20 protein-coding genes are annotated in these 25,159 nt (G+C 30.8%); 3 read left to right on the forward strand and 17 right to left on the reverse strand.

Translation table 11 applies throughout. The annotated features are described in order from the left end of the window. Positions 1–79: 79 nt before the first annotated feature. Positions 80–712, reverse strand: coding sequence for a redox-sensing transcriptional repressor Rex (locus tag J418_RS0108795; RefSeq protein ID WP_017751915.1), 633 nt, complete (start codon positions 710–712; stop codon positions 80–82). A 268-nt stretch (positions 713–980) separates the two neighbouring features. Here J418_RS0108795 and abc-f point away from each other — a divergent pair, with 268 nt between their 5' ends. Beyond that, positions 981–2,894 (forward strand): ribosomal protection-like ABC-F family protein, encoded by a 1,914-nt coding sequence (abc-f, locus tag J418_RS0108800; RefSeq protein ID WP_017895383.1) that lies wholly within the window; start codon positions 981–983, stop codon positions 2,892–2,894. Positions 2,895–2,908: 14 nt separating this feature from the next. Here the strand turns inward: abc-f and J418_RS0108805 are convergent, their stop codons facing one another. The 3 genes from J418_RS0108805 to J418_RS0108815 are packed head-to-tail and all read right to left on the reverse strand — an operon-like array spanning position 2,909 to position 5,238. After that, positions 2,909–3,199: a thiamine-binding protein gene (locus J418_RS0108805; RefSeq protein ID WP_017751913.1), complete on the reverse strand. Its 291-nt coding sequence runs from the start codon at positions 3,197–3,199 to the stop codon at positions 2,909–2,911. Between the two features lie 13 nt (positions 3,200–3,212). Further along, positions 3,213–3,986, reverse strand: a complete 774-nt coding sequence (locus J418_RS0108810; RefSeq protein ID WP_017751912.1) for a LytR/AlgR family response regulator transcription factor — start codon at positions 3,984–3,986, stop codon at positions 3,213–3,215. Continuing rightward, positions 3,976–5,238, reverse strand: coding sequence for a LytS/YhcK type 5TM receptor domain-containing protein (locus J418_RS0108815; RefSeq protein ID WP_017895384.1), 1,263 nt, complete (start codon positions 5,236–5,238; stop codon positions 3,976–3,978). Before J418_RS0108815 ends, J418_RS0108810 begins: the two co-directional genes overlap by 11 nt. A 223-nt stretch (positions 5,239–5,461) precedes the next feature. On the opposite strand from J418_RS0108815, the gene J418_RS0108820 reads away from it, so the two are divergent. After that, entirely contained in the window at positions 5,462–7,255 is a 1,794-nt protein-coding gene (locus tag J418_RS0108820) for a carbon starvation CstA family protein (RefSeq protein ID WP_017751910.1), read from the forward strand. Positions 7,256–7,308: 53 nt separating this feature from the next. Here the strand turns inward: J418_RS0108820 and J418_RS0108825 are convergent, their stop codons facing one another. The 4 genes from J418_RS0108825 to tsaD form a co-directional block, all read right to left on the reverse strand. Continuing rightward, entirely contained in the window at positions 7,309–10,230 is a 2,922-nt protein-coding gene (locus J418_RS0108825) for an insulinase family protein (RefSeq protein WP_017895385.1), read from the reverse strand. A gap of 50 nt (positions 10,231–10,280) precedes the next feature. After that, positions 10,281–11,132 carry a patatin-like phospholipase family protein gene (locus J418_RS0108830; RefSeq protein ID WP_017751908.1) on the reverse strand — a complete coding sequence of 284 codons (852 nt, stop codon included), beginning with the start codon at positions 11,130–11,132 and terminating at the stop codon, positions 10,281–10,283. Between the two features lie 132 nt (positions 11,133–11,264). After that, positions 11,265–14,699 carry a pyruvate carboxylase gene (locus J418_RS0108835; RefSeq protein ID WP_026093919.1) on the reverse strand — a complete coding sequence of 1,145 codons (3,435 nt, stop codon included), beginning with the start codon at positions 14,697–14,699 and terminating at the stop codon, positions 11,265–11,267. A gap of 271 nt (positions 14,700–14,970) precedes the next feature. Then, entirely contained in the window at positions 14,971–15,996 is a 1,026-nt protein-coding gene (tsaD, locus tag J418_RS0108840) for a tRNA (adenosine(37)-N6)-threonylcarbamoyltransferase complex transferase subunit TsaD (RefSeq protein WP_017751906.1), read from the reverse strand. Between the two features lie 155 nt (positions 15,997–16,151). On the opposite strand from tsaD, the gene J418_RS0108845 reads away from it, so the two are divergent. Beyond that, positions 16,152–16,799, forward strand: a complete 648-nt coding sequence (locus J418_RS0108845) for a RusA family crossover junction endodeoxyribonuclease (protein WP_017751905.1) — start codon at positions 16,152–16,154, stop codon at positions 16,797–16,799. A gap of 11 nt (positions 16,800–16,810) precedes the next feature. Here the strand turns inward: J418_RS0108845 and J418_RS0108850 are convergent, their stop codons facing one another. The 9 genes from J418_RS0108850 to J418_RS0108890 form a co-directional block, all read right to left on the reverse strand. Then, positions 16,811–17,425 (reverse strand): DUF1836 domain-containing protein, encoded by a 615-nt coding sequence (locus tag J418_RS0108850; RefSeq protein WP_017751904.1) that lies wholly within the window; start codon positions 17,423–17,425, stop codon positions 16,811–16,813. A gap of 122 nt (positions 17,426–17,547) precedes the next feature. Then, positions 17,548–17,937 (reverse strand): DUF1667 domain-containing protein, encoded by a 390-nt coding sequence (locus J418_RS0108855; RefSeq protein ID WP_017751903.1) that lies wholly within the window; start codon positions 17,935–17,937, stop codon positions 17,548–17,550. 5 nt (positions 17,938–17,942) lie between these two features. After that, positions 17,943–19,202, reverse strand: a complete 1,260-nt coding sequence (locus tag J418_RS0108860) for an NAD(P)/FAD-dependent oxidoreductase (RefSeq protein WP_017751902.1) — start codon at positions 19,200–19,202, stop codon at positions 17,943–17,945. Positions 19,203–19,219: 17 nt separating this feature from the next. Continuing rightward, entirely contained in the window at positions 19,220–20,656 is a 1,437-nt protein-coding gene (locus J418_RS0108865) for an NAD(P)/FAD-dependent oxidoreductase (protein WP_017895386.1), read from the reverse strand. 199 nt (positions 20,657–20,855) lie between these two features. Beyond that, positions 20,856–21,710: a bifunctional 5,10-methylenetetrahydrofolate dehydrogenase/5,10-methenyltetrahydrofolate cyclohydrolase gene (locus tag J418_RS0108870; protein ID WP_017751900.1), complete on the reverse strand. Its 855-nt coding sequence runs from the start codon at positions 21,708–21,710 to the stop codon at positions 20,856–20,858. Between the two features lie 20 nt (positions 21,711–21,730). Further along, on the reverse strand, positions 21,731–22,363 hold the full coding sequence (locus J418_RS0108875) for a cyclodeaminase/cyclohydrolase family protein (RefSeq protein WP_017895387.1): 633 nt from the start codon (positions 22,361–22,363) through the stop codon (positions 21,731–21,733). 27 nt (positions 22,364–22,390) lie between these two features. Further along, on the reverse strand, positions 22,391–24,067 hold the full coding sequence (locus tag J418_RS0108880; protein ID WP_017751898.1) for a formate--tetrahydrofolate ligase: 1,677 nt from the start codon (positions 24,065–24,067) through the stop codon (positions 22,391–22,393). A 161-nt stretch (positions 24,068–24,228) separates the two neighbouring features. Next, complete coding sequence (locus J418_RS0108885; RefSeq protein WP_017751897.1) at positions 24,229–24,642, reverse strand: universal stress protein; 414 nt, start codon at positions 24,640–24,642, stop codon at positions 24,229–24,231. Positions 24,643–24,688: 46 nt separating this feature from the next. After that, positions 24,689–25,102 (reverse strand): universal stress protein, encoded by a 414-nt coding sequence (locus J418_RS0108890; protein WP_017751896.1) that lies wholly within the window; start codon positions 25,100–25,102, stop codon positions 24,689–24,691. Between the last annotated feature and the right edge of the window lie 57 nt (positions 25,103–25,159).

Consider the following 25,159-nt stretch of genomic DNA (forward strand, 5'->3'; position numbering starts at 1 on the left):
ATACCCTTATACTATCGATTTCAATAATAAATTTAAACAAATATCAATTATATATATATATACGCATGTTAATTTTTATTTATTCTATATCATTTAATAGACAACTAAGTGTCAATAAACTATCACTAAGATGTACATTCTCTACCTTTATATCCTTTGGGACCACTAAATCTACAGGAGCAAAATTCCATATTCCTCTTACTCCATTTTTTATCAAAATATCACAAACTTTCTGTGCACTATTATTTGGTACACATAAAATACCTATATCTATAGGATTTTGTTTAAGGTAATCAGTTAAATAATCGATATCCTTTATTTCAATATCTTGAATTCTAATACCAACAAGTTTAGGATTTATGTCAAATATTATTTTTAACTTAAAACCAAGTTTCTCAAATCTAGTATAATTAGCCAAAGCTTGCCCTATATTACCTGCACCAATTATAGCCGTATTGTAAACTTTTGTAAGCCCAAGTATACTTCTTATCTGACTATATAATTCACTTACATTATAACCATATCCCTGTTGTCCAAAATCTCCAAAACAATTTAAATCCTGTCTTATTTGAGAAGCCGTAAAGCCAATAGTTTCACTTAATTCCTTAGAAGATATTCTATCTACATCATTTTTCATAAGATCCCCTAAATATCTATGATACTTTGGCAATCTCTTTATAACTGCCATTGATATATTTTTCTTTTTATCCATTATTGCACCTCATATCTATAATAATTTGTCATTGTACATTTTAACTTTGTTTAATTTATACCATATCATTTCACTATACATTCTCTATTTAATAGTATTATTTATAACTATTAAATGTCAATAGCTTATCTCTTTATTTTATATGATTACATGTTTTTTATTCTTATAAATTAATTAATTTTATCAAATAAAATTAATTAATTTAAAATAATACTACAAAAAATTCAGTATAAATAGTAAAATATAATGATTGAGGATGGTGTTTACAATGGTAGTTTTAAGTTGCAAAAATATCCACAAAAGTTATGGAGTGGAAACTGTGTTAGAGAATATAACCTTCAACATAAATGATGGTGAAAAAGTAGGATTAATAGGTCCAAATGGAGCCGGTAAATCTACATTATTTAAAATACTTACAGGAAAGATGCAGCAAGATGATGGAGAACTTTTTATAGATAAATCAAAAACATTGGGTTATTTAGCCCAACATCTATCATTAAATTCTTCAAATACAATATATGAAGAAATGCTTGTAGTCTTTCAGGATTTAATAAATATAGAAAAAAAATTATCTAAACTTGAAAAATTAATGGATGAACCATATGATAAAAATAACCAAGAATATCACAATAAGCTTATAAATGATTATACAACATATTCAGAACTTTACACTAATAGAGGTGGGTATATATATAAATCAGAAATAAATAGGGTATTAAAAGGTCTTGGATTTATTGAAAATGCTTTCAATAAAAAAATAGAATTGCTAAGTGGTGGTCAAAAAACAAGAGTTGCTCTATGTAAATTGCTTTTAACGAAGCCTGACATACTTTTATTGGATGAACCTACAAATCATCTGGATTTAGATGCTATAGAATGGCTGGAAGATTATATAAAAAATTATAAAGGCACTACGATATTAATATCTCATGACAGATATTTTTTAGACTCGGTAACTTCTATAACTATGGAATTAATAAATGGACATATAAATTTTTATAACGGAAACTATACAAATTTCATAGATCTTAAAGAAAAAAATTACAATGTCCAATTAAAAGCTTACAATCTGCAGCAGGCTGAAATAAAGAGGCAAGAAGAAGTAATAGAAAGATATAAATCATTTAACAGGGAAAAAAGCATAAAAGCTGCTGAAAGCCGTCAAAAAATGTTGGATAAAATTGTACGACTAGATGCTCCCGACAAGCCACCTGAATTGAGAAACGTAGTTTTTGAAACTCAGATAAATAGTGGTAATGACGTTCTACATATAGAGAATTTAAACAAATCCTTCAATGAAAAAAAGCTTTTTGAAAATATAGCTTTTAATATAAATAGAGGTGAAAAAACTGCTTTAATTGGAGAAAATGGGAGGGGAAAAACTACTCTTTTTAAAATAATAATGAATGAAACTCCTAAAGATGATGGCATCTGTGAATTAGGCAAGAATGTAATAATAGGTTATTATGATCAAGAACAGTCAAATTTGAATAATGATAAAACTGTAATAGACGAAGTATGGGATGACTTTCCAAAATTAACTACAACTCAAATTAGAAATGCTTTAGCAGCTTTTTTATTTACAGGTGATGATGTTTTTAAAACTATTTCATCATTAAGTGGTGGTGAAAAATGTAGAATAAACTTATTAAAATTAATTTTATCAAAATCAAATTTTTTACTTTTAGATGAACCTACAAATCATCTTGATATTATGTCGCGAGAGGCTTTGGAAAAAGCGTTGTTGGAATATAACGGCACTATACTTGTAATATCTCATGACAGATATTTCTTAAACAAAGTAGTAAATAAAATCTATGAGTTAAATGAATCTGAAATAAAAGAATATCTTGGAAACTACAACTATTACGTAGAAAAAAAGAAAAATCCTCTAAGATTTGAGGAAATTCAGGAAACTACCGGCAAAACCAAAACTCAAATCAAACAGGAAAGGAAGAAGAAAAACGAACTAGAAAAATCCAAAAAGAAAGAAAGATTAAAAGTAAAAAATATCGAAGATCAAATATCCGATCTTGAAAATGCTATAATCGAACTTGAAAATAAATTATGCGTTGAAGAAATTTATTCAAATCCTAAAGAAAGTGAGAAAATAAACAAGCAGCTTTTGGAGTCTAAAGATAAACTAGATGAATTATACAATAAATGGGAAACCTACTTATAAGGTCTCCCATTTATTCATTTTCTATATTTTCCTATTTTTTCTTTCATGGTAATGCCATTAGATCTATAATCTATCTTAACTACCGACTCAACTCTCTTTGCACCATTATCCGTACATATTTTCTGTGCATGGGAAACTATCTTTAGAAGTTCATCTAATTCTCCCTCCATAGTAGTCTCCATAGGTCCTACTTCATATTTAACACCACATGAATCTATATACTCTATAACTTTGTCTACAACCTCATATAATCTTTCTTCCTCAATTACAGGTAAAATTTGAAGACTTACATTTACAACTGACATAAAATTCCCCTCTCTATATTTTAAAATATTCTTTTAAACTCTTTACATTATTTCTACTTATAGGCACTTCAGAACTTTCTACATCATCCATTACCAACTTATAAGTTCCATTGAACCATGAATACATTTCTTTTACATTGTCCATATTTACAATATAACTCCTATGTGCCCTAAAAAAGTTCGTTTTTGATTGTATTTGACATAAAGTATATCCTACTTGATATCTTTTAGTTTTAGTTTTTATATAGGTTTTTTCATCTTTAGTATAACAAAAAAATACATCCTGTATATTTATTAATACTATCTTGCCATTTTCCTCACATGGAATTTTCTTAATTAAATTTTTTTGTATATTTATTTTATCTATTAAACTATTCAATACTTTGTATGTGTTTTGATTTTCCTGAAAACTTTCTCCACATTTACCCAATAACCTATTTATTGTAATATCTATTCTCTTTTCGTCAAAAGGCTTAAGAATATAATCCAATGCATATAACTTAAATGCCTCTATTGCATATTCTTCATATGCCGTTATAAAAATTATATTAATTTCCTTATTAAACTTTTTTATATCCTTGGCCAGTTCCATTCCATTTTTGAGAGGTATATTTATATCTATAAATACAGCATCAGGTTTATTATCTTTTACAAGTTTTAATCCCAGTTCACCATTATGGGCTATATTTTGAACTAATATATTTTTATATTGTGATAATATATATTTTAATTCCTCTGCTGATGGCATCTCATCTTCAACTATAATACATGTCAGTTTATAATTCATTTAAGATCCCTCCTTTTACTGGTATATTGAAACTTATTTTTGTTCCTTTACCTAACAGACTCTTAATATCTATTCCATAATTTTCACCATAAAGTAATTTCAAGCGTTGATTTACATTTTTAAGCCCTATTCCCTTGGATGAATCCTTCAATATGTTTTCAAGCTTTATAGCATCCATTCCAACGCCAGTGTCTTCAATATAAAACAGCATTTCATCCTTATTGTTTTTACTAATACATGCATTTAGTATTATAATTCCACCATCTACTTTGGGAAGTATTCCATGTTTTATTGCATTTTCTATAATTGGTTGCAGGACAAACACCGGTATTTTTACTTCCATAAAATTCTCAGGTATATCTATTATAAGTGTCAATCTACTACCAAATCGTGCTTTTTCTATGGAAAAATATGATTTTATAAATTCGATTTCATTTTTTAAAGATGTAAAATCTTGTTTTCTAATCAAAGTTTGTCTAAAATAATTAGAAAGATCAATTATTAATTCTCTCGATTTTAAAGGATTTGTTCTGCAAAGCGATGCAATAGTATTAAGAGCATTAAATAAAAAATGCGGCTCTATTTGTGCACTTAAAGCTACAAATTTAGCTGTAGCTGCCTCTTTTTCCAGCTCATTTATTCTATATTGCTTTTTTGCATTTTTTATTATATTTATGAAAATCATTGTACCAAAAGAATTTATAAGTATCATTGGCAGAGCTATAAGTTTTACTAGATTTACAGCTTCATAAAATGGTCTTGAAAATATAAGTATTACAATCATCTGAACCATTTCAGCAATAATTGCTCCAGTAAAAACCTTTTTAAGATTATAATCATCATCTATCGAAATTTTTCTAGTTATGGAACCTATTAATCCTTCAGCTACAGTAGCTATTGCACAAGCAAGTGCAGTAAAACCTCCCAGGAAATATCTATTTACCCCAGCAACCAAACCTACCACAACTCCAACAACAGGCCCCCCAATATATCCTGCAATTATAGCTGCTATGGGCCTTGTATTTGCTATAGCATCATGAAACTCTATATTGTGGTTAATATTTTTAGTGCCTACATTGACTGCAGTATAATTTCCTATAATACCTAATACTCCAAAAAATACTATTAAAATAAGTTTGTCTGTAAATTTCAGATCTTCTTTTATTAAACTTTTAGATAAGTGAATCTGATTATAAACATATGCCGATAAAGCAATTAATGACATACTCTCTAAAAGTTGTACGTAAATCATGCAGCTACCTCCAGTATAATTATATTTTTATTGTTTACTAATTATTAACTATTGTCAAGACAGATTATCTTAAAACCTTTACCAATTAACCTTGTATTTTTACACTTCATGGATAAATTTTATCACTTCGGCGATTTTTTGTATTAAATTTAAGCAAAAAGTAATAGTATTAATTATGAAAACGATATTATAACTTAAATTTATACAGAGAGGAGTCTTTTATATGAACTCTATAGTACTTGTAATAATAGGTGCACTTGTATTAATAATAGGGTACAGGCTTTATGGATATTTCATTGCTGCAAAAGTTTTAGTACTAAATGAAACAAAGCAGGTACCTTCTAAAAAGTTTGACGATGGACACGATTATGTGCCTACCAACAAGTGGATATTGTTAGGTCACCACTTTGCTGCAATAGCTGGTGCCGGACCACTTATAGGGCCTGTATTGGCTGCACAATTTGGCTATCTTCCTGGAACACTCTGGATCTTGATAGGTGGTGTACTTGCAGGTGGTGTACATGATATGGTTATCTTGTTTGCCTCAGTTAGGCAAGATGGACAATCTATAGCCGAGATTGCTAGAAAAAATCTTGGCGAGAGGATGGGACTCATAACTTCAATTTCCGTTATATTTATACTTATAATAACCATGGCAGGCCTCGGGCTTCCAATTGTAAATTCACTCTACAACAGTCCCTGGGGAACATTTACTGTTGGATTTACAATCCCCGTAGCTATATTCGTAGGTATATACCTTAAATTTATAAGACCGGGAAAGGTAGGAGAAGCTACTATAATCGGAATGGCACTTATTCTAATAGGTGTTATAGCAGGGCCTTATATTCAGCATACTGCATTAGCTCCATATCTTACTTTTAATGTAAAGCAGATGTCTCTTATACTAGCCATTTATGGTTTTTGTGCATCGGTTTTACCTGTATGGCTTTTGTTATTACCTAGAGATTATCTGAGCACATATATGAAATTAGGCGTTATAGGACTTCTTGTACTGGGCATAATATTTGTAAGACCCGTACTGCAAATGCCTGCAGTTACTCAATTTGTACATGGAGGAGGTCCTATAGTACAGGGTAAGGTATTTCCCTTTGTATTCATAACTATAGCCTGTGGTGCACTTTCTGGATTTCATTCACTAATTAGTACAGGTACCACACCTAAACTTATTTCAAATGAAAAGGATATACTTCCCATTGGATTTGGTTCTATGGTAATAGAATCATTTATAGCATTAATGGCTTTAATAGCTGCAACTTGTCTTCCAACTGCCGATTATTTTGCCATAAATTCATTACCTGCTGTATTTGACAAATTGGGTATGATACCAAAAGAACTCCCTATGTTGTCACATCTTGTGGGGGAAAATCTGGCAGGGAGGCCTGGTGGATCTGTATCACTTGCAGTTGGTATGTCATATGTATTTTACAAGATACCTATATTGAAAAGTATAATGTCTTATTGGTATCATTTCTGTATAATGTTTGAAGCACTATTCATACTTACAACTATAGATTCCGGTACCAGAATTGGAAGGTATTTATTTCAGGATTTACTGAGTAAATTCTACAAACCATTTGCAAATAGGGATTCATGGTTTAATATAATATTTTTTAGTCTTCTAATGTCATTTTCCTGGGGATACTTGTTGTATACTGGTAATATATCGACTATATGGCCTCTGTTTGGTGTAGCAAATCAAAGTCTAGCAGCTATCGCCTTTGCAATAGGTACATCAGTACTTATAAAAATGGGAAAGAAAAAATATATTCCTATTACAATAATACCTATGATATTTATAAGTGTAGCTACACTCAGTGCATCAGTTATCAATATATACTCAAACTATGTACCAAATCACAAAACTTTACTTACAATACTTTCTTCAATATTAATAGTAATACTGGTTATTATTTTATTTGAAAGTATCAAACACTGGATCAGTGATTTAAAATCGGGTGACTATAATAAATTAGAAGAAAGCACTACTCTTAAATAGTAATATATCCACAATGTGAATAATTAATCATTCACATTGTGAATTTTTTATAGTTATTCAAACAAATTGAAAACATTCTTAAACATATCTTTATTTTCTTTTATCTTTTGTTCATTTCCAAGAACACATAAATAATTTTCTTTCATCACATCTGAAACAAGATTAGAGAATTCTTCTATATCCTTTACTGTAGTACCTAAAACTTGTTCTCTTTCCTTTTGTAAATCCCTATAAGTTATATTTCTTATATAATTTTCGAAAGCTCTCTGACCAGCAGCAGAAGGCGATAATGGATAATCTAGATCTGATATGGTTCCTATTATATATTTATTCATTTGCCTGTCATCGGCTTTAAAGTTTTTAAAAAATTCACCTGCATTATTATATATATTTACTGTTTCCTTTAGATTAGGATCTCTATAAGATGTAAAAAACATATTTCCATTTCTTAAAAATGCGGCGAAACTTCCATAAGCTCCTCCCTGAACACGAACTTCATTCCACAGATAATCATAGTTTGCTATGGACTTTAACACTTGTAAACTTCCACTATATGAATATCCTAATTTTATAAAATTAGATGCTTTAGCTACATACTGAACTTTTCCTGAAGTCATAAGTCCCTCATTTTCAGCTTCCAATTTAAAATCATAAGCTCTTCTTTTTAAATTGTCCTTACTAAGGCTACTACATATTTCATTTATACTATTCCTAAATTTGTCGTAATCTTTATTTTCACAAGTAACTCCTATAATTAAATTATCTTTATTAAAGACCTGAGAAGCTACTCTAGCAAGGTTATTCAGTATTTTATTGTTATTAACATCAAATTCTTTTTCTATTGCACATATAAATTTATAAAATCCAAGTCCACTCAATAAATCATCATATTTACTTATAGGTGAAAAATAAGATAACGTATGATTTGCAACTACCATATGTCCCCTATCAAACATACTCATTTCCATTCTTGACTTAGTTTCCTGTATTATTTCCTTTAGTCTCTTGTATTCATCAAATCTAGTTTCATTTATTATCTCATTTACAAGTTCCGCAAGCTTTTCAAGATTACTTGTAAGTACTTTTGACTTAACTAAAAATTTAGGATAGAACTCATCTATACTGCCATTTTTAGAAAAAGATTGAGCAGTAAAATTTATTCCTCCCGTATATATATTTATATCCTTAGAAAGATCTTCATAATCATAATTTTTTGTGCTCATTTTCCCTAGTACAGTACTTAAAAGTGACATATATGGTATTAATTCCTGTTCAACAGAAGTTGTATCAAAATATAAGTTTACATAGGTAATTCCATTTGCAAAGGCTGGATGAAATAATGTCTTTATGCCAAATTCCTCATTTTCAACCAACTCTAATTTTCGTGCATTTTTATCTATATCGGATATGGATAAAAGAGGTATTCTTTCTAAATCTTCTTTTTTATCTTCACTCTTTTGCCTGTTTTTTAAATTCTGTGTATCTGAAATTATTTTGTTCAACTCTTCTTCATTAAGGCCTGCTTTAAAATTATTTAATTTTTCCCTTGCCCTTTTTTCTCTCTTTTCTTCCAATCCTCTTTCAGGCTTAACTAATATTAAAGAACTATGAGTATTGTTTAGTATATATTTAGATATTATACTTTCAAAATAATTATCCTTTAAAGCAGTTTTGATCTTATTTAAATTCCCTTCATAATTTAAATGTATCCATGGTCTTTCATCGTATAACCAACTATCCATAGCCCTCATTCCATAAATAAGCCCCTTTGGATATCCCTGGTAGTCTGCTTCTCTCAGCTGAAATTCCTTTATGTTTATAGATGCCTCTATCAACTTTTTATCTATACCTTCATCTACAAGTTTTTTAAGAGTGTCTAAAACTACAGTCTTAAATCTATCTTTCTCATTCTCATTGGAATTTTTAACTACTACGCTGAACATAGGCTGAAGCATACTTGCCTCAAAAGAACCAAAAACATCTTTTCCAATGTTTGCATCTATAAGTGCTTTCTTTAATGGTGAAGAAGGCGTTTCAAGAAGTAAATATTCAAGAACATCAAATGCCAGATACAATTCTGAATCTACTGCCTTTCCCACTGCATAATTCAGACTTAAGAATGTCTTATCTTCATCTTTTTCAGAACTTGATATAGGATAATTTATTTTTAGTTCTCTCTGATTTTTAAAAGGTTCTTCTTCTCTAAGTCTTGAATCTATATTTATTTTATTAAATTCATTTAAATATTTTTCATCAAGAAATTTAAGCTTTTCTTCTATATCAATATTTCCATATAAATATATATAGCTATTAGATGGATGGTAATATCTATTATGGAAATCAAGGAATTCTTTTCTTGTAAGTTCTGGAATAACTTCAGGGTCTCCTCCTGATTCTACACCATACTGAGTACTAGGATAAAGTGATTCAGATATTTTTCTAAACAGTATAGACTCAGGTGATGAAAACGCACCTTTCATCTCGTTGTATACAACACCCTTATAATTTATTTCACTATCCTTGTTGTCTAATTCATAGTGCCATCCTTCCTGCATCATTATTTCTGGATACTTATATATATTTGGATAAAAAACTGCATCCAGATATACATCAATGAGATTAGTAAAATCTTTGTCATTCATACTTGCAACAGGATACATGGTTTTATCAGGAAATGTAAATGCATTTAAGAAGGTATTCAAAGAGCCTTTTATAAGCTCTACAAAAGGCTCTTTTACTGGAAATTTTCTAGAACCACATAATACTGAATGTTCAAGTATATGAGGAATTCCCTCACTGTTCTCCGGTGGAGTTCTAAAACTTATGGCAAATACCTTATTGTCATCATCATTTTTAAGAAAAAATAACCTAGCCCCACTCTTTTTATGCTGAAAAATCATTCCTATTGAATTTAATTCATTTATATTCTTTTTTTCAACAAATTTAAATCCACTATAACTCTTTCCTATTTCCATTTATCTTCTCCTCTCAATTCGATATTTTCTTAATTAAATATTCTACAAACTTATTGTTCCATCCATTCAATCAATTTATCATAACAATCTTTTGCTTCCACATATCCTTGTTTATAAAGTTCTTCAAGTTTTTCTTTATTCCTCTCTATTCTTCTAACCTTTATAGTTTGCTTTGGTCTTATTACAAAAACTTTGCCTTGTTTTTCAAGACGTTCAATATATTCTACTGTACTATTATATTTTATATAACGATTTTCCATACATCTTATTAATCCTTTATATCTAGAATATATTCTGTTAGCCATGAATTTCATTTTGAACGGTTTTTTTACATATCCTTTATTTCTTGTTAAAATAATTACATTTTTATTATTACCATCTTTTATTGATTTTTTAACAGGTATAGGATCAGATATTCCTCCATCCAATAGACTAGTACCTTTATATTTGACAATTGGTGCTACAAAAGGCAAACTACTGGAGGCCTTAACTATATCCAATATATCATTTTTATATTTATCTTTCTCAAAATACACAGGTTTGCCAGTGTCACAATTTGTAGCTACAACTATAAATTCTTCCTTAGCTTTGTTAAAAGCCTCAGTATCAAACAAGTCCAACTTATTTGGTATTTCATCAAATATAAATTCTCCATTGAATATACCCTTTCTGGCAATCCAATTTTTACAACTTAAATATCTAGGATCATCAATATAATTTATATTTATTTTTTTATTTCTTCCTCTTTGTCTAGAGACATATGATATACCATTACATGCACCCATGGAGACTCCTACAATATATGGAAAGTATAGATTTTTTTCCATAAAAAAGTCCAAGACACCAGTTGTATAAATTCCTCTCATACCACCACCTTCTAAGACCAAGCCCATATTTTCCATTTTCTGTCACGCTCCTCTAAAATATGAAATTATAAATATTCTAACATAATTCCAATACTTAACACAAATAAAAATAGAATTTAGTACAGTAGTTACTCTTTACTGTACTAAATTCTATTATGTAGAAAATACTTATTTAAAACTCATTAACAATTGTCCTGACTTAACCTGATGTTTCTCTTTTACAAATATTCCATCTATAATGCCATCTTCTCCTGCTGTTATATTTGTTTCCATTTTCATAGCTTCTATTACTACAAGACTTTGACCCTCTTTTACGGAATCTCCTGACTTTACAAGTATCTTAACTATATTTCCAGGTATACTTGCTCCTATTTGCTTTTCATCATCAGGATCTGCCATGGTTATACCTTCTTCATAAGAATGTGCAGCTTCCACACTGGCTTTATCTTTTATTCTAACATCTCTTCTATTGCCATCTACTTCAAATACTACATATCTATATCCCTCAGAGTCAACTTTTCCTATCTCTAAAAGTTGAATAATAAGAGTTTTTCCTTCAGCTATATCTATTTCACAAGTTTCTCCTTCACGTAATCCATGAAAGAATATATCACTGCCCATACAGCTAAAGTCTCCATGTTCCTTTAAGTATTTTAGATAATTCTCATATACATCTGGATAAAGTGCATAACTTAATACTTCCTTATTGGAGAACTCCCTCTTATACTTTTTGGAAAGAGATTCATGTATTTTATTAAAATCTTCTGATGGCAATAATTCTCCTGGACGTTTATTCAAAGGTTTTTCACCTTTAAGTATCAATTTCTGTAATTTTTCAGGAAATCCACCTATAGGCTGACCCATCATACCTTTGAAATATGAAACTACGGAATCAGGGAATGTCAAATTTTTTCCCTTTTCATATATATTTTCTTCGTCCAAACCATTCTTAATCATAAATATAGCCATATCCCCAACCATTTTAGATGAAGGAGTTACCTTTACTATATCACCCATCATAATATTTACTCTTCTAAACATTTCCTTTACATCTTCAAAACGATGTCCAAGTCCAAAACTTTCAACTTGAGGTTTCAAATTAGAATATTGACCTCCAGGAATCTCGTACTTGTATATTTCTGCAGTACCAGTTTTAAGTCCAGATTCAAACTGACTGTAAACAGGTCTTACTGCACTCCAATAATCGGATATCTTTTGAAGATTGTCCTGATTGAATTTAGTATCTCTTCCTGTATTTTTAAGAGCTGCAACTACAGAGTTCAATGAAGGCTGACTTGTAAGTCCTGACATACTGCTAAAAGCAACATCTGCTATATCAACTCCCGCATGTGCTGCCATGAGAACTGTAGCTACACCATTTCCTGTAGTATCATGTGTATGCAGATGTATAGGAATTGATATTTCATCTTTAAGTGCCTTTATTAGCTTAACCGCAGCATAAGGTTTTAGAAGAGCAGACATATCTTTTATTCCAAGTATATGAGCTCCAGATTTCTCAAGTTCTTTTGCCATCTTCACATAATAATCCAAGGTATATTTATCTCTATTTGTATCAAGTATATCACCTGTATAACACATACATGCTTCTGCTACTTTACCTTGTTTTAGAACTTCATCTATAGCAACTTCCATACCTTTTATCCAATTCAGTGAATCAAATATTCTAAATACATCAATTCCTGATTGAGCAGATTCTTTTATGAAATTTCTTATTACATTGTCAGGATAGTTTTTATATCCAACAGCATTGGCACCCCTTATCAACATCTGAAAAAGTATGTTTGGAACTCTTTTTCTAAGTTCTTCAAGTCTCTTCCATGGAGATTCTTTTAGGAATCTGTAGGATACATCAAAAGTAGCTCCTCCCCACATTTCCATAGAAAACAAGTCCTTGGCCATGATGGATTCATCTCTTGCTATTTTTATCATATCTTTAGTTCTCATTCTTGTAGCCATAAGAGATTGATGAGCATCTCTCATAGTAGTATCTGTAAGCAATAATTTGCTCTGAGATTTAATCCATTTAACCAAACCTTCTGGTCCCTGTTCATCCAATATCTGTTTTGTACCTCTAAGTTCACCATCAAATTGTATTTTAGGAACTACCGGCACATCAAAATCTCTTTTTTCACCGTGAGTTTCATTTACAACTTTCTCTCCTATGAATTTCAGTATTTTAAGTTCTCGATCCTGCTTGGGAGATATTTCAAACAGTTCAGGGTTCTCAGCTATAAAATTAGTATCGCATATACCCTTTATAAAGCTCTCGTGATTCAGGACATTTACTAAAAAATCAATATTAGTCTTTACTCCAGCAATAACTGTTTCTTTTACAGATCTAGTCGACTTTCTAACAGCATCTTGGAATGTTCTTGACCAAGATATAGTTTTGACAAGAAGGCTATCGTAATATGGGCTTATTACTGCACCTGTATAGCCATTTCCTCCATCCAATCTTATACCAAATCCCGATCCTGTCATATACTTATCAATTCTTCCCGTATCAGGTGCAAAGTTATTTGAAGGATCTTCTGTAGTAATTCTACATTGAATAGCATATCCTCTTGGTTTTATTTCATCTTGAGAGTTAATTCCAATTTCCTTTGAATCAAGTTTGTAGCCTTCTGCTATAAGTATTTGACTTTGTACTATGTCTATTCCCGTTACCATCTCAGTTATAGTGTGTTCAACTTGAATTCTAGGATTCATTTCTATAAAATAGTGATTTCCATGTTTGTCTACCAAGAATTCCAAGGTACCTGCACTTCTATAATTTACCGAACTAGCTATTTTAATCGCATCTTTACATATATTATCTCTAAGCTTTTGTGGAAGGGCAAAAGCTGGTGTAAATTCTATAACTTTTTGGTGTCTTCTCTGTATTGAACAATCCCTTTCATGAAGATGAACTATATTTCCATACTTGTCTCCAAGAATTTGCACTTCTATATGCTTTGGGGCTTCAATATATTTTTCAATAAACATTTCATCTGATCCAAAGGCTTTTAAGGACTCACTTTTGGCATTTCTATATGATTCTAATAGATCTTCTTCTTTTTCTATTATTCTCATACCTCTTCCGCCACCGCCATCAGCTGCTTTAATCATAACAGGGTATCCACAATACCTAGCAAATTCTATTGCTTCTTCTTCTGATTGTATTGGTTTTTTTACCCCGGGAATTGTTTTAACTCCAGCCTTTTCTGCAAATATTTTGGAAGTTATCTTATCTCCAAGTTTTTGCATCATATTAGCTGTAGGTCCTATAAATTCTATACCTACATCTTCACATTTTTGAGCAAATTCATCATTTTCAGACAAAAAACCGTAACCTGGATGTATGGCATCTACACCTTTTTTCAATGCCAAACTTATTATTTCGTCAATATTTAAATATGCTTCTACAGGCCCCTTGTTCTTACCTATTAAGTAAGCTTCATCAGCTTTTGTTCTAAATAAAGATCTTTTATCCTCATCAGAATAAATAGCCACAGTCCTTATTCCTAGTTCCTGACAGGCCCTGAATATTCTTATGGCAATCTCACCTCTGTTTGCCACAAGAACTCTTTTAAATTTTTTTATCAAAGTAGCTCAACCCCCTGTATAAAAAAGTGATAAATTAAAGCAGAAAAAACTCTAATTATCACTTTTCATAAATAATTTGACATAACACTATTATATATAAGTATTAAAATTATTTCAATTGCATTTTTTATTTTTTTTACCTGCAATTATTGCATATATAAAAAGTGCATTATACCTGTTATTTAGTAAATGTTATTATCTATTTTTTGAATTATTTATACTCTTCTAACGCGATAAAGCATTGAAAAATTTGAAATTTTTAAAGTGTCTATCTTTCACCAATTTTTAAATTTGGTACTGCATTCAAGTCCATACCAGCCGTTTTCCCATTCTTATATTCAAAATAAGCAGCGCTTCCAATCATTGCTGCATTATCAGTACAAAGTATAAATTCAGGAAAAAGTACATCTATTCCATTTACATTTCCAGCATCAATTAAACTCTTTCTAAGATAGGTATTGGCAGCTACTCCTCCTGCAACAGCTATCCTATTTACATTTTTTAGTTTACAAGCTTTAATAGAATTATCTACAAGAAAGCTAACTGCTGCTTTTTGAAATGAAGCAGCTATGTCCGCTCTATTTACATCTTCTTTTTTCATATCTTTTTGGTTTAAATAATTTAAAACAGCAGATTTCAAGCCACTAAATGAAAAATCCAACGATTTGTTATCATGAAAATTTGCTCTTGGAAACTTAATGGCATCTTCGTCGCCTTCCTTAGCCAATTTGTCTATTTTAGGTCCACCTGGATATCCAAGTCCTATGGACCTTGCCACTTTGTCATAAGCTTCCCCTGCAGCATCATCTCTCGTCTGCCCCATAACTTCAAAATTTCCATGATCTTTCATATATACAATATAAGTATGGCCACCTGATACTACAAGACATACAAAAGGAGGATTTAAATCCTTATATTGAATGAAATTGGCACTTATATGACCTTCTATATGATTTACTCCAATTAAAGGTTTATTTAATGCATAAGCCAATCCTTTTGCATATTGAAGTCCAACAAGAAGAGCACCTACAAGCCCAGGTCCATATGTAACTCCTATTGCATCTATATCATTTAAATCAAGTTTCGCCTTTTTTAATGCTTCATCTACTACTATACTTATAGCCTCTATATGTTTTCTAGAAGCTATCTCAGGAACAACTCCTCCAAATTTGGTATGTATATCTATTTGTGAATATATTATGTTTGATAGAACTTCCCTTCCATCTACAACTACTGCTGCTGAAGTTTCATCACAACTGCTTTCAATCGCAAGTATTTTTATATTTTTTCCCATGGCTTTTTTACCTTTCTTAATTAATCTAATGTATTTATTTTATTATTAGTATTGTTAAAATACAAGTACTCATAAAAAAATCATACTATATAGAAACTCATTGATTATCTTATGTTATAATTATATAAAATATAGATTTCATTGGAGATTTTAAAATGAACAGAACTTATGCAAAAGTAGTAATAGATGGTTCACCTATATCAAAATCAAATTTCAAATTATACAATACAAAAGGACGGGCTATTTTACCATATAATTCCGGAAAATATCATGATAGATATGCAATTTATGAAGAACAAATTGCATATCTATCAAGATGCCAAAATCCAGGAATAATACTGTCGGAATCTTTAATAGCAATATTAAAGGTATATTACAAGAGCAGTAAACGCCATCCTGATACAAATAATATAACTAAAAGCATATTTGATGGAATTGAGAAAAGTGGACTTATCGTAAATGATGCCCAGATACGCAGGATAATTATTGAAGAATTTTATGATAAAGACAAACCTCGTTTTGAATTGGAGTTATTTGGAGAGAGCCAGTATTCTATAAATTATAAAATTGTAGAAAAGGATAAATGTGATCCCCCTTTAACATATTCTCCTCCTCCAAATAGGAAGAATATTTCAAGAATCACTTCACAAAATAAGATAAAAACTTCTTGTAAAAAAAATAATAAATCAAATTCATCTTTAAAATGTGAAGTTTGTGGTAAAATTATATCCACAGATAACTTAATATCTGCAAATAATGGCAAAACTATAATATGCAAAGACTGTTTTAATAAATTATTTTAATACTTAAAATTTTATTCAAAAAATTTATCGATTATTTTTTCTGCCATTCTCTTCTCTATATTAGCTTTTACAACCAACATGATAACCATTATAATTAGGCTATTTATACCTTCTTTATCAATGTTGATTTTTTTACTTGTCTGCCCTATACTGTCTTCTGAATTTTTAAATTCACTATCATCAAGACTGATTTTATCTTTAAGATCTCTTATAAACTTATCCATTTCATTTTTCTCTATTTCTAAAAAACAGTTATATATATTTTCAAGATCTTTATCATGATTTTCTCCAGAGTTTATAGATTTTACTATAGGTGAAAACAGTCTTTGAATATCATTTATAGACAATATCTGCTTTAAGTAATATGTAAGTATAATAAATACCATATGATGCTTTGAATACTTTTTCTTATTAGGAGGCATCAATATACCTGCTTTAGTATAATTATTAATCATGGTCTTAGTAAGTGCACTGTCTTCCTCGTTTCTCTTTAGGTATCCTAACTTTTCTTCAACAAAAGTAGTTACCTGATCCATATATAAATCTATATCAGGTATATTGTAAAATTTTAATTGTTCAAAGTCTGAGAATTTTTCAAGAATCTTCTTTAATTCTTCTTTATACATTGTTCTATTCCTTTCCAAGCCCAATTTAGTTGTTTATAATAATTATATCATATTTAAATAATGCACAGTGCACAATCCGTAAATCGAATTGTGCACTGTGCATTATAAGCTTTTAATCTATTCTATGCTGTTTTGGACTCATTTCCGTCAACTCTATCTATCTTTTTAGTTGCAATTATATCTACACCTGTTCCAAGTATATCTTTTACTACTACATCTCCAATATTTATTGGAGCTTCAACTATTACATCCTTAAGAGCCTTTATACAATCAAATATCTTTCCCTTTGGAATATCCTTTTCAGTTTTGACTGGTACTACATCTATTTCTCCATTTTTTACGTATACAGAAGATGTAACTATTCTAGTGGGGTTTGTGCATTCTTTCTGACCATATATTTCTCCTCTTTTACAAGTATTCCCTGTAACTTCTATAACTTTATCTCCTTCTAATTTAACTAGAAGCTGACACCCCATAGGGCAACCTATACAAGTTAATTCTCTATTTTCCATAATAATTACTCCTCCTCTACTTTTATAGTTACTCTTTTACAATCTGGATACTTATCAAACTGAGCCTTCAATAATTTAACTGTTTCCATTTCACCTGGAGTAAGTATTCTCTTTTTATTATGAATCTCTCTATTTTCATCAAAATATACTGATATATAGCTGTCTTTATATGCCTGACCTACTCTAAATCTTACATCTAAAAATTTTCCTATATTTTTAGGATTTACATACTTTGGCACTGTATATCTAACTCCATCTGTTGCTACTACTTCTATCTTTTCTCCAACAAATCTCTTTCCTTTTACAAACTCTGCAGCACTCTTTCCTGCATTTATACTTTCCAAGGTTACATTATCAACTAGATCATGCACATGAAGTACATTTCCACAAGCAAATATTCCCTCTATATTTGTTTCAAAACTTTCATCTACCAATGGTCCACCAGTTACGTTTGAAAGATCAATATCTGCCTTTCTTGAAAGTTCATTTTCTGGAAGCAATCCGACTGATAGAAGTAGTGTATCACAAGGTATATATTGTTCTGTTGATTTAATTGGTTTTCTATCTTTACCTACTTCTGCAATAGTTACACCTTCAACTCTATCTTTTCCCTTTATATTTGTAATAGTATGACTTAACTTCAATGGTATTCCAAAGTCATCAAGACATTGAACTATATTTCTCTTAAGCCCGCTTGAATATGGCATAAGTTCCACTACAGCCTTAACTTTAGCACCTTCAAGAGTCATTCTCCTTGCCATTATAAGTCCTATATCACCAGAACCCAATATTACAACTTCTTTACCTGGCATATATCCTTCAACATTTACAAATTTCTGTGCTGCACCTGCAGTATATATTCCCGCACATCTACTTCCGGGTATATTTATAGCACCTCTTGGTCTTTCTCTACATCCCATAGCAAGTATAATTGACTTAGCCTGTATTTCGATTATTCCATCTTCCTCATTTACAGCTGTTATCTTCCTATCTTTATTAAGATCCAATACCATTGTATTTAATTTATATGGTATTTTCATATCTACAGCTTTATCTATAAATCTCTGGGCATATTCTGGTCCTGTTAATTCTTCCTTAAAAGTATGAAGACCAAATCCATTATGAATACACTGATTTAATATTCCACCTAATTGAGTATCTCTTTCCAATATTAATATATCATCAATTCCATCTTCTCTAGCTGAAATTGCAGCTGCAAGTCCTGCTGGACCTCCACCGATTATAACTACATCATGATTTTCCATATCCCTAACCTCCAAAATTAAATATTTGCTTTATCTTTGCCAACTAATATATTCGAGTGTTTACCAAATTTTGTTACATCTTCAGGAGATATATGAAGTTCTCTTGCAAGTATTTCAACTACCTTAGGTGCACAAAAACCTGATTGGCATCTTCCCATTCCTGCTCTTGTTCTCTTTTTAACTCCGTCCAAACTTCTAGCACCAAGTGTTCTGTTTATAGAATTTACTATTTCACCTTCTGTTACAGTCTCACATCTGCATATTATCTTTCCATACCTGTCATCCTCAGATATAAGTTTTTTTCTATCTTCATTTGTCATCTCTCTAAATTTAGGTATTCCTTTTCTTATAGGATTAAACTTGTCATTTTTATTAGGATTTAGTCTTTCAACTACAATATCCTTTATTAACTCAGCTATGGATGGGGCACTTGAAAGTCCAGGTGATTCAATACCAGCTGCATTTATAAATCCTTTTGCGTCTTCAGCTTCGCCAATTATAAAATCTCCTTCAACACTATGAGCTCTCAATCCTGAAAAAGAAGTTATAAGTTGTCTCATTGGAACCTGATTTATACTAAGTCCAGCTTTTTCTATTATGAAATCCATTCCGGTACTTGTAGTTGCTAAATCTTCTTTATCCCCTATGTCTTCTGCATTAGGTCCTATTAAAAGATTTCCATCCACTGTTGGAGTAACAAGCACTCCTTTACCCATCTTAGTTGGAAGTTGGAATATAGTTCTGGAAACTGTGTTTCCAACTGCTTTATCGAATAAGCAATATTGTCCTTTTCTTGGGATTATATGCATTTTATTTGAACTTACCATATTATTTATTTCATCTGCAAAAACTCCTGCAGCATTTATAACTAATTTACTCTCAACAAAACCTTTGTCTGTTTTAATCGTATAGGTATCGTTATCCTTTTTTACATCCAGCACTTTTGTATCCAGTTTGAATTCCACTCCGTTATCAGCTGCATTTTCAGCTAAAGCTATAGTCATCTCATAAGGACAGACAATTGCTCCAGTAGGTGCATAAAGTGCTGCTACTACTTTTTTTGATAAATTTGGTTCAAGTTCTCTTACTTTATCTCCACTTAATATTTCAAGATTTGGCACACCATTCTTTTCACCCTGCTCTTTTAATTTTCTTAAATTATCCATATCATTTTCATCAAAACAAAGTACTAAAGAACCTATTCTTTTAAATGGAAAGTCTAATTCCTCAGACAATCTATCAAACATCTTGTTTCCCTTTGCATTCAATTTTCCTTTAAGAGTATCTGGTTTTGCATCGAATCCAGCATGAACTATAGCACTGTTTGCCTTACTTGTTCCATTTGCTACATCCGAATCTGCCTCAATCACACATATATTCAATTTATATCTGGATAATTCTCTTGCAACTATGCTTCCAATAACTCCACTACCTATAATTGTTACATCAAACATTGAATATGCCTCCTCTTAATTTTATAAACAACTGATTTAAATAATAAAAGAGCCAATTTTAAGATACAAAAATACCTCAAAATTGGCTCTCACAACTCTGCCATAATTTAATATTGATTTTTAACTTACAATACAAGTGTAGCACATAAGAATTAAATATTCAAGTAAAGGCAAAAAAAATTTTTTGTAATTTAGAAATTTATATATTATTTTGTCTCTTACATGCCATAACTACTTGTTTAGCAAGTATAGAAGTTGTAACAGAACCAACTCCTCCAGGTACAGGAGTTATCATACCAACCTTTTCTATACAATTTTCAGTATCAACATCTCCGCATAAAGCTCCATTGGTGTCTACATTTATTCCAACGTCAATTACAGCTGCTCCTGATTTAATATAGCTTTTGTTTATAATTTTACTTTTTCCAATACACACTACAACAATATCAGCCTGGGAACATATATTCTCCATCTTTTGTGTTCTAGAGTGACAAATGGTAACTGTAGCATTCCTATTTAATAAAAGTAGAGAAAGCGGTTTTCCTACTACCATTGACCTTCCAATTACAACCACTCTTTTTCCTTCAATTTTTATCTTATAATAATCCAGGATCTCAATTACAGCAGCAGCAGTACAAGGCGAAAATCCAGAATTATCATCTTCCAGCAATTTAGACATATTTAATGGATTGAAACAATCAACATCCTTATTGGGATCTATCAAATGTTTTATAATATCCTCATCTAATTGTTTTGGCAATGGTCTGAATACCATTATTCCATCTGTGGTACTATCCTCATTTATTTTTTTCAATTCATCTATAAAACTCTGTTGAGATATGTCCTCCGGAAGTTCCTTTATAGCTATTTCTATGCCAATACTATTACACCTTTTGGTTGCCCCTCTTTCATATGCCATATCACTTCCATTTTTCCCCACCCTAACTATAGTAAGCTTTGGAATAATATTTTTTCGTTTTAAGTTCTTTACTTCTTCAATCAAATGTACGGTTACAGCATCAGCTGCTGGTTTCCCTTTAATTAACTGTCCCATAATAAATCTCCTCTATTTTTTCAATCTGAAAGTCTTTCTACAACTCTATCATAAACTTTCTCTGCAATTTTTACTCCATCTTTTAATAATGGTTCTATTTCCTCTTTAATATTATCTACATAACATCTATCTTTCATAGACTTTACATTTATAATTATATTGAGATAAGCACCAGTAAGTGCAGATTTTAAACATTGAACACCTACTCCAACATCACTTAGTACGAGAGTAGAACAACTTTCTAATATGGATTGGTGAAGAAGAATAGTTTCGTATGACTTTTTCACAACCTTAATTGGAACACCACAAGCAGATTTTAAACACTTTTCTAAAATTTCTTCTCTTTCATGCTTTGCTTCTGCCGTATTATTAGGTAAACCATAAGCTTTTGAAAGTGGGATAAAATTTTCTGCATCCTCATCTACCATATTCAAAAAATTACTTTTTAATTCTGCTGATTTATTTAACACTGATGTCAGTTTATCTGTATATTGTACATATCTTTTCTTTCCAATAGTTAAATTACAGACCATACTTAATAAAGCCGCTCCCATGGCTCCATCTAAAGCTGCTGCTCCACCACCACCCGGTATAGCGCTTTTAGATGAAAGTTCTTCTATAAAATTTCTACATGGAATATCTATAATTTTCATACTTACCTCCAAATTATTTTATAAATTCTAAAATAGTCCGATTATTGTTCCATTATCATCTACATCTATTTTTTCCGCTGCTGGAACTTTAGGAAGTCCTGGCATTTTCATTATGGAACCTGTAACAGCAACTATAAAGCCAGCTCCAGCTGAAATAGAAATTTGTCTTACTGTAATTGTAAAATCTGTTGGTCTTCCAAGTTTTGCCTTGTCATCAGTTAAGGAATATTGAGTTTTTGCTATACATACAGGAATATTATTGAAACCCAACCTTTCCAAATTCTTAATTTCCTTCTCTGCATCTTTTGTAAAATCAACATCTTTTGCACCATATATTCTTCTTGCAATAGTTTTTATCTTTTCTTTTATAGATAAATCCATGTCATATGCAAATTCAAAATTGTTTTCCTCTTCATCTATTATTCTCAGTACTTCTTTGGCAAGTTCTATTCCACCTTCACTGCCCTTTTCCCAAACTTCAGATAATTTTACATTTACCCCAAGTTTCTTACATTCAGATTCTACTAGCTTAATTTCAGATTCTGTATCTGTAGGGAACTTATTTATAGCTACCACTGCAGGGAGTTTAAATACCTTGGTTATATTTTCTACATGTTTTAATAAATTTGGGATACCTGCATTAAGTGCTTCTAAATTTTCTTCTCCAAGCTTTGACTTTTCCACTCCTCCATTATACTTAAGTGCTCTTATAGTAGCCACTATTACTACTGCATCTGGTTTTAATCCTGACATTCTGCATTTTATGTCTATAAACTTCTCTGCTCCAAGATCAGCACCAAATCCTGCTTCTGTAATAGCATAATCTCCAAAGTGTCTTGCCATTTTAGTTGCCATTATAGAGTTACATCCATGAGCAATGTTTGCAAAAGGTCCACCATGTATAAATGCAGGAGTACCTTCAAGTGTTTGAACCAAATTTGGCTTTAATGCATCTTTTAAAAGTGCAGCCATGGCACCTTCAGCTTTTAAATCATGTGCTGTTACCGGTTCTCCACTCCTGTTGTATCCTATGATTATTTTTGAAATTCTATCTTTCAAATCCTTTATGTCATTTGCCAGACAGAATATAGCCATTACTTCAGAAGCAACTGTTATGTCAAATCCATCTTCTCGAGGCATTCCATTGACTTTTCCACCTAATCCATCTACAACAAATCTCAATTGTCTGTCATTCATATCCATACATCTTCTCCATGTAATTCTTCTTGGATCTATGTCAAGAGAATTTCCCTGCTGAATATGATTATCTATCATTGCAGCCAATAAATTGTTTGCTGCAGTCAATGCATGTATATCTCCTGTAAAATGTAAATTTATATCCTCCATAGGAACGACTTGTGCATATCCTCCACCTGCCGCTCCGCCTTTGATTCCAAATACCGGTCCCATAGATGGTTCCCTAAGTGCAACTACTGTAGACTTTCCCAATTTTGAAAATGCATCTGCAAGACCTATGGATGTAGTAGTCTTACCTTCCCCTGCTGGTGTTGGATTTATTGCTGTACACAATATCAACTTTCCATTTTTACTTGTAGTCCGTTTTAGAATATTGTAGTCTACTTTAGCTTTATATCTACCATACAGTTCCAAATCATCTTCTGGTATATTTAATTTTTTTGCTATACTAACTATGTTCTGGATATCACACTGCTGAGCTATTTCTATGTCAGATTTAAATTTCATTTCATTACCTCCGTAATTATGTATATTAATTGCTAATCTTATGTATATTATAACAAATTTTTATCTTGTTTATTACAAATTTCTATTAAAAATCCACATAATCTATGACTTTAAATAGCCATAATGTTTTTAAAACATTATGGCCTCATAAGTAACCGTTTTTATTCGGGTATAATTGCAACTAACGTTCCTGCATTTCTTACTACTTTATTAGTTACAGATCCAATCATTCTATCTAATCCACGCTTAGTGGATTTTGTCATAACTATAATGTCAAATTTGTCAAGTTCTGCTTTTTTTAAAATTTTGTCTGCAGCATATCCAAAAGTATGATATTTGGCAATTTTATATCCATGTAATTTATCTTCTGCCTTGTCCAAAATTTCCTTACTGGCTTTTTCTGAATAATATCTTTGATCCAATTCAATTTTATCATTTCCCAATACTATTTCTATCACATTCATGAGAGTTATATCCACTTCATCTTCCTTAAAGAAGTTTTTCAACCAATCAATAGAATGCATGCTTCGTTCAGTTCCATCTAATGGTACTAAAATTTTTTTCTTATTATTCACTATACAACACATCCCCCGTATATTATTAATCATATAAAGTAAACTTTTACTCTGGAGAAATTATAACTAGTGTTTTAGCATTCTTTACAACTTTGGTAGTTACAGACCCAATCATTCTAGCTATACCCTTTTTAGTAGACTTAGTCATAATTATTATATCAGACTCCTCTTGCTTTGCCTTTCTTAATATTTCATCAGCAGCATAGCCAAAGGCACAGTATTTATCAACCTCATAGCCTTCAAGCTTTTTCAAAGCCGTATCTAAAATGTCTTCTGACTCTTTCTGTGCTCTAGTTACAGTATCATTTGATATAACCATGTCATTTGCTATAACTATTTCTGCAACATTCATAAGTGTAACTTTTATTTCCTCTTTTTCAAATAACTTTTTCAACCAGTCAATGGAGTGCATGCTTCTATCTGTTCCATCCAATGGTACTAGCACTTTTTTCTTTTCCATAGATAACACACCCTTTAAATAATATTTAAACCCTTAGATATTATATTCTATAAAAGA

This window comes from Clostridium tyrobutyricum DSM 2637 = ATCC 25755 = JCM 11008, from assembly GCF_000359585.1.
Lineage (GTDB): Bacteria > Bacillota > Clostridia > Clostridiales > Clostridiaceae > Clostridium_B > Clostridium_B tyrobutyricum.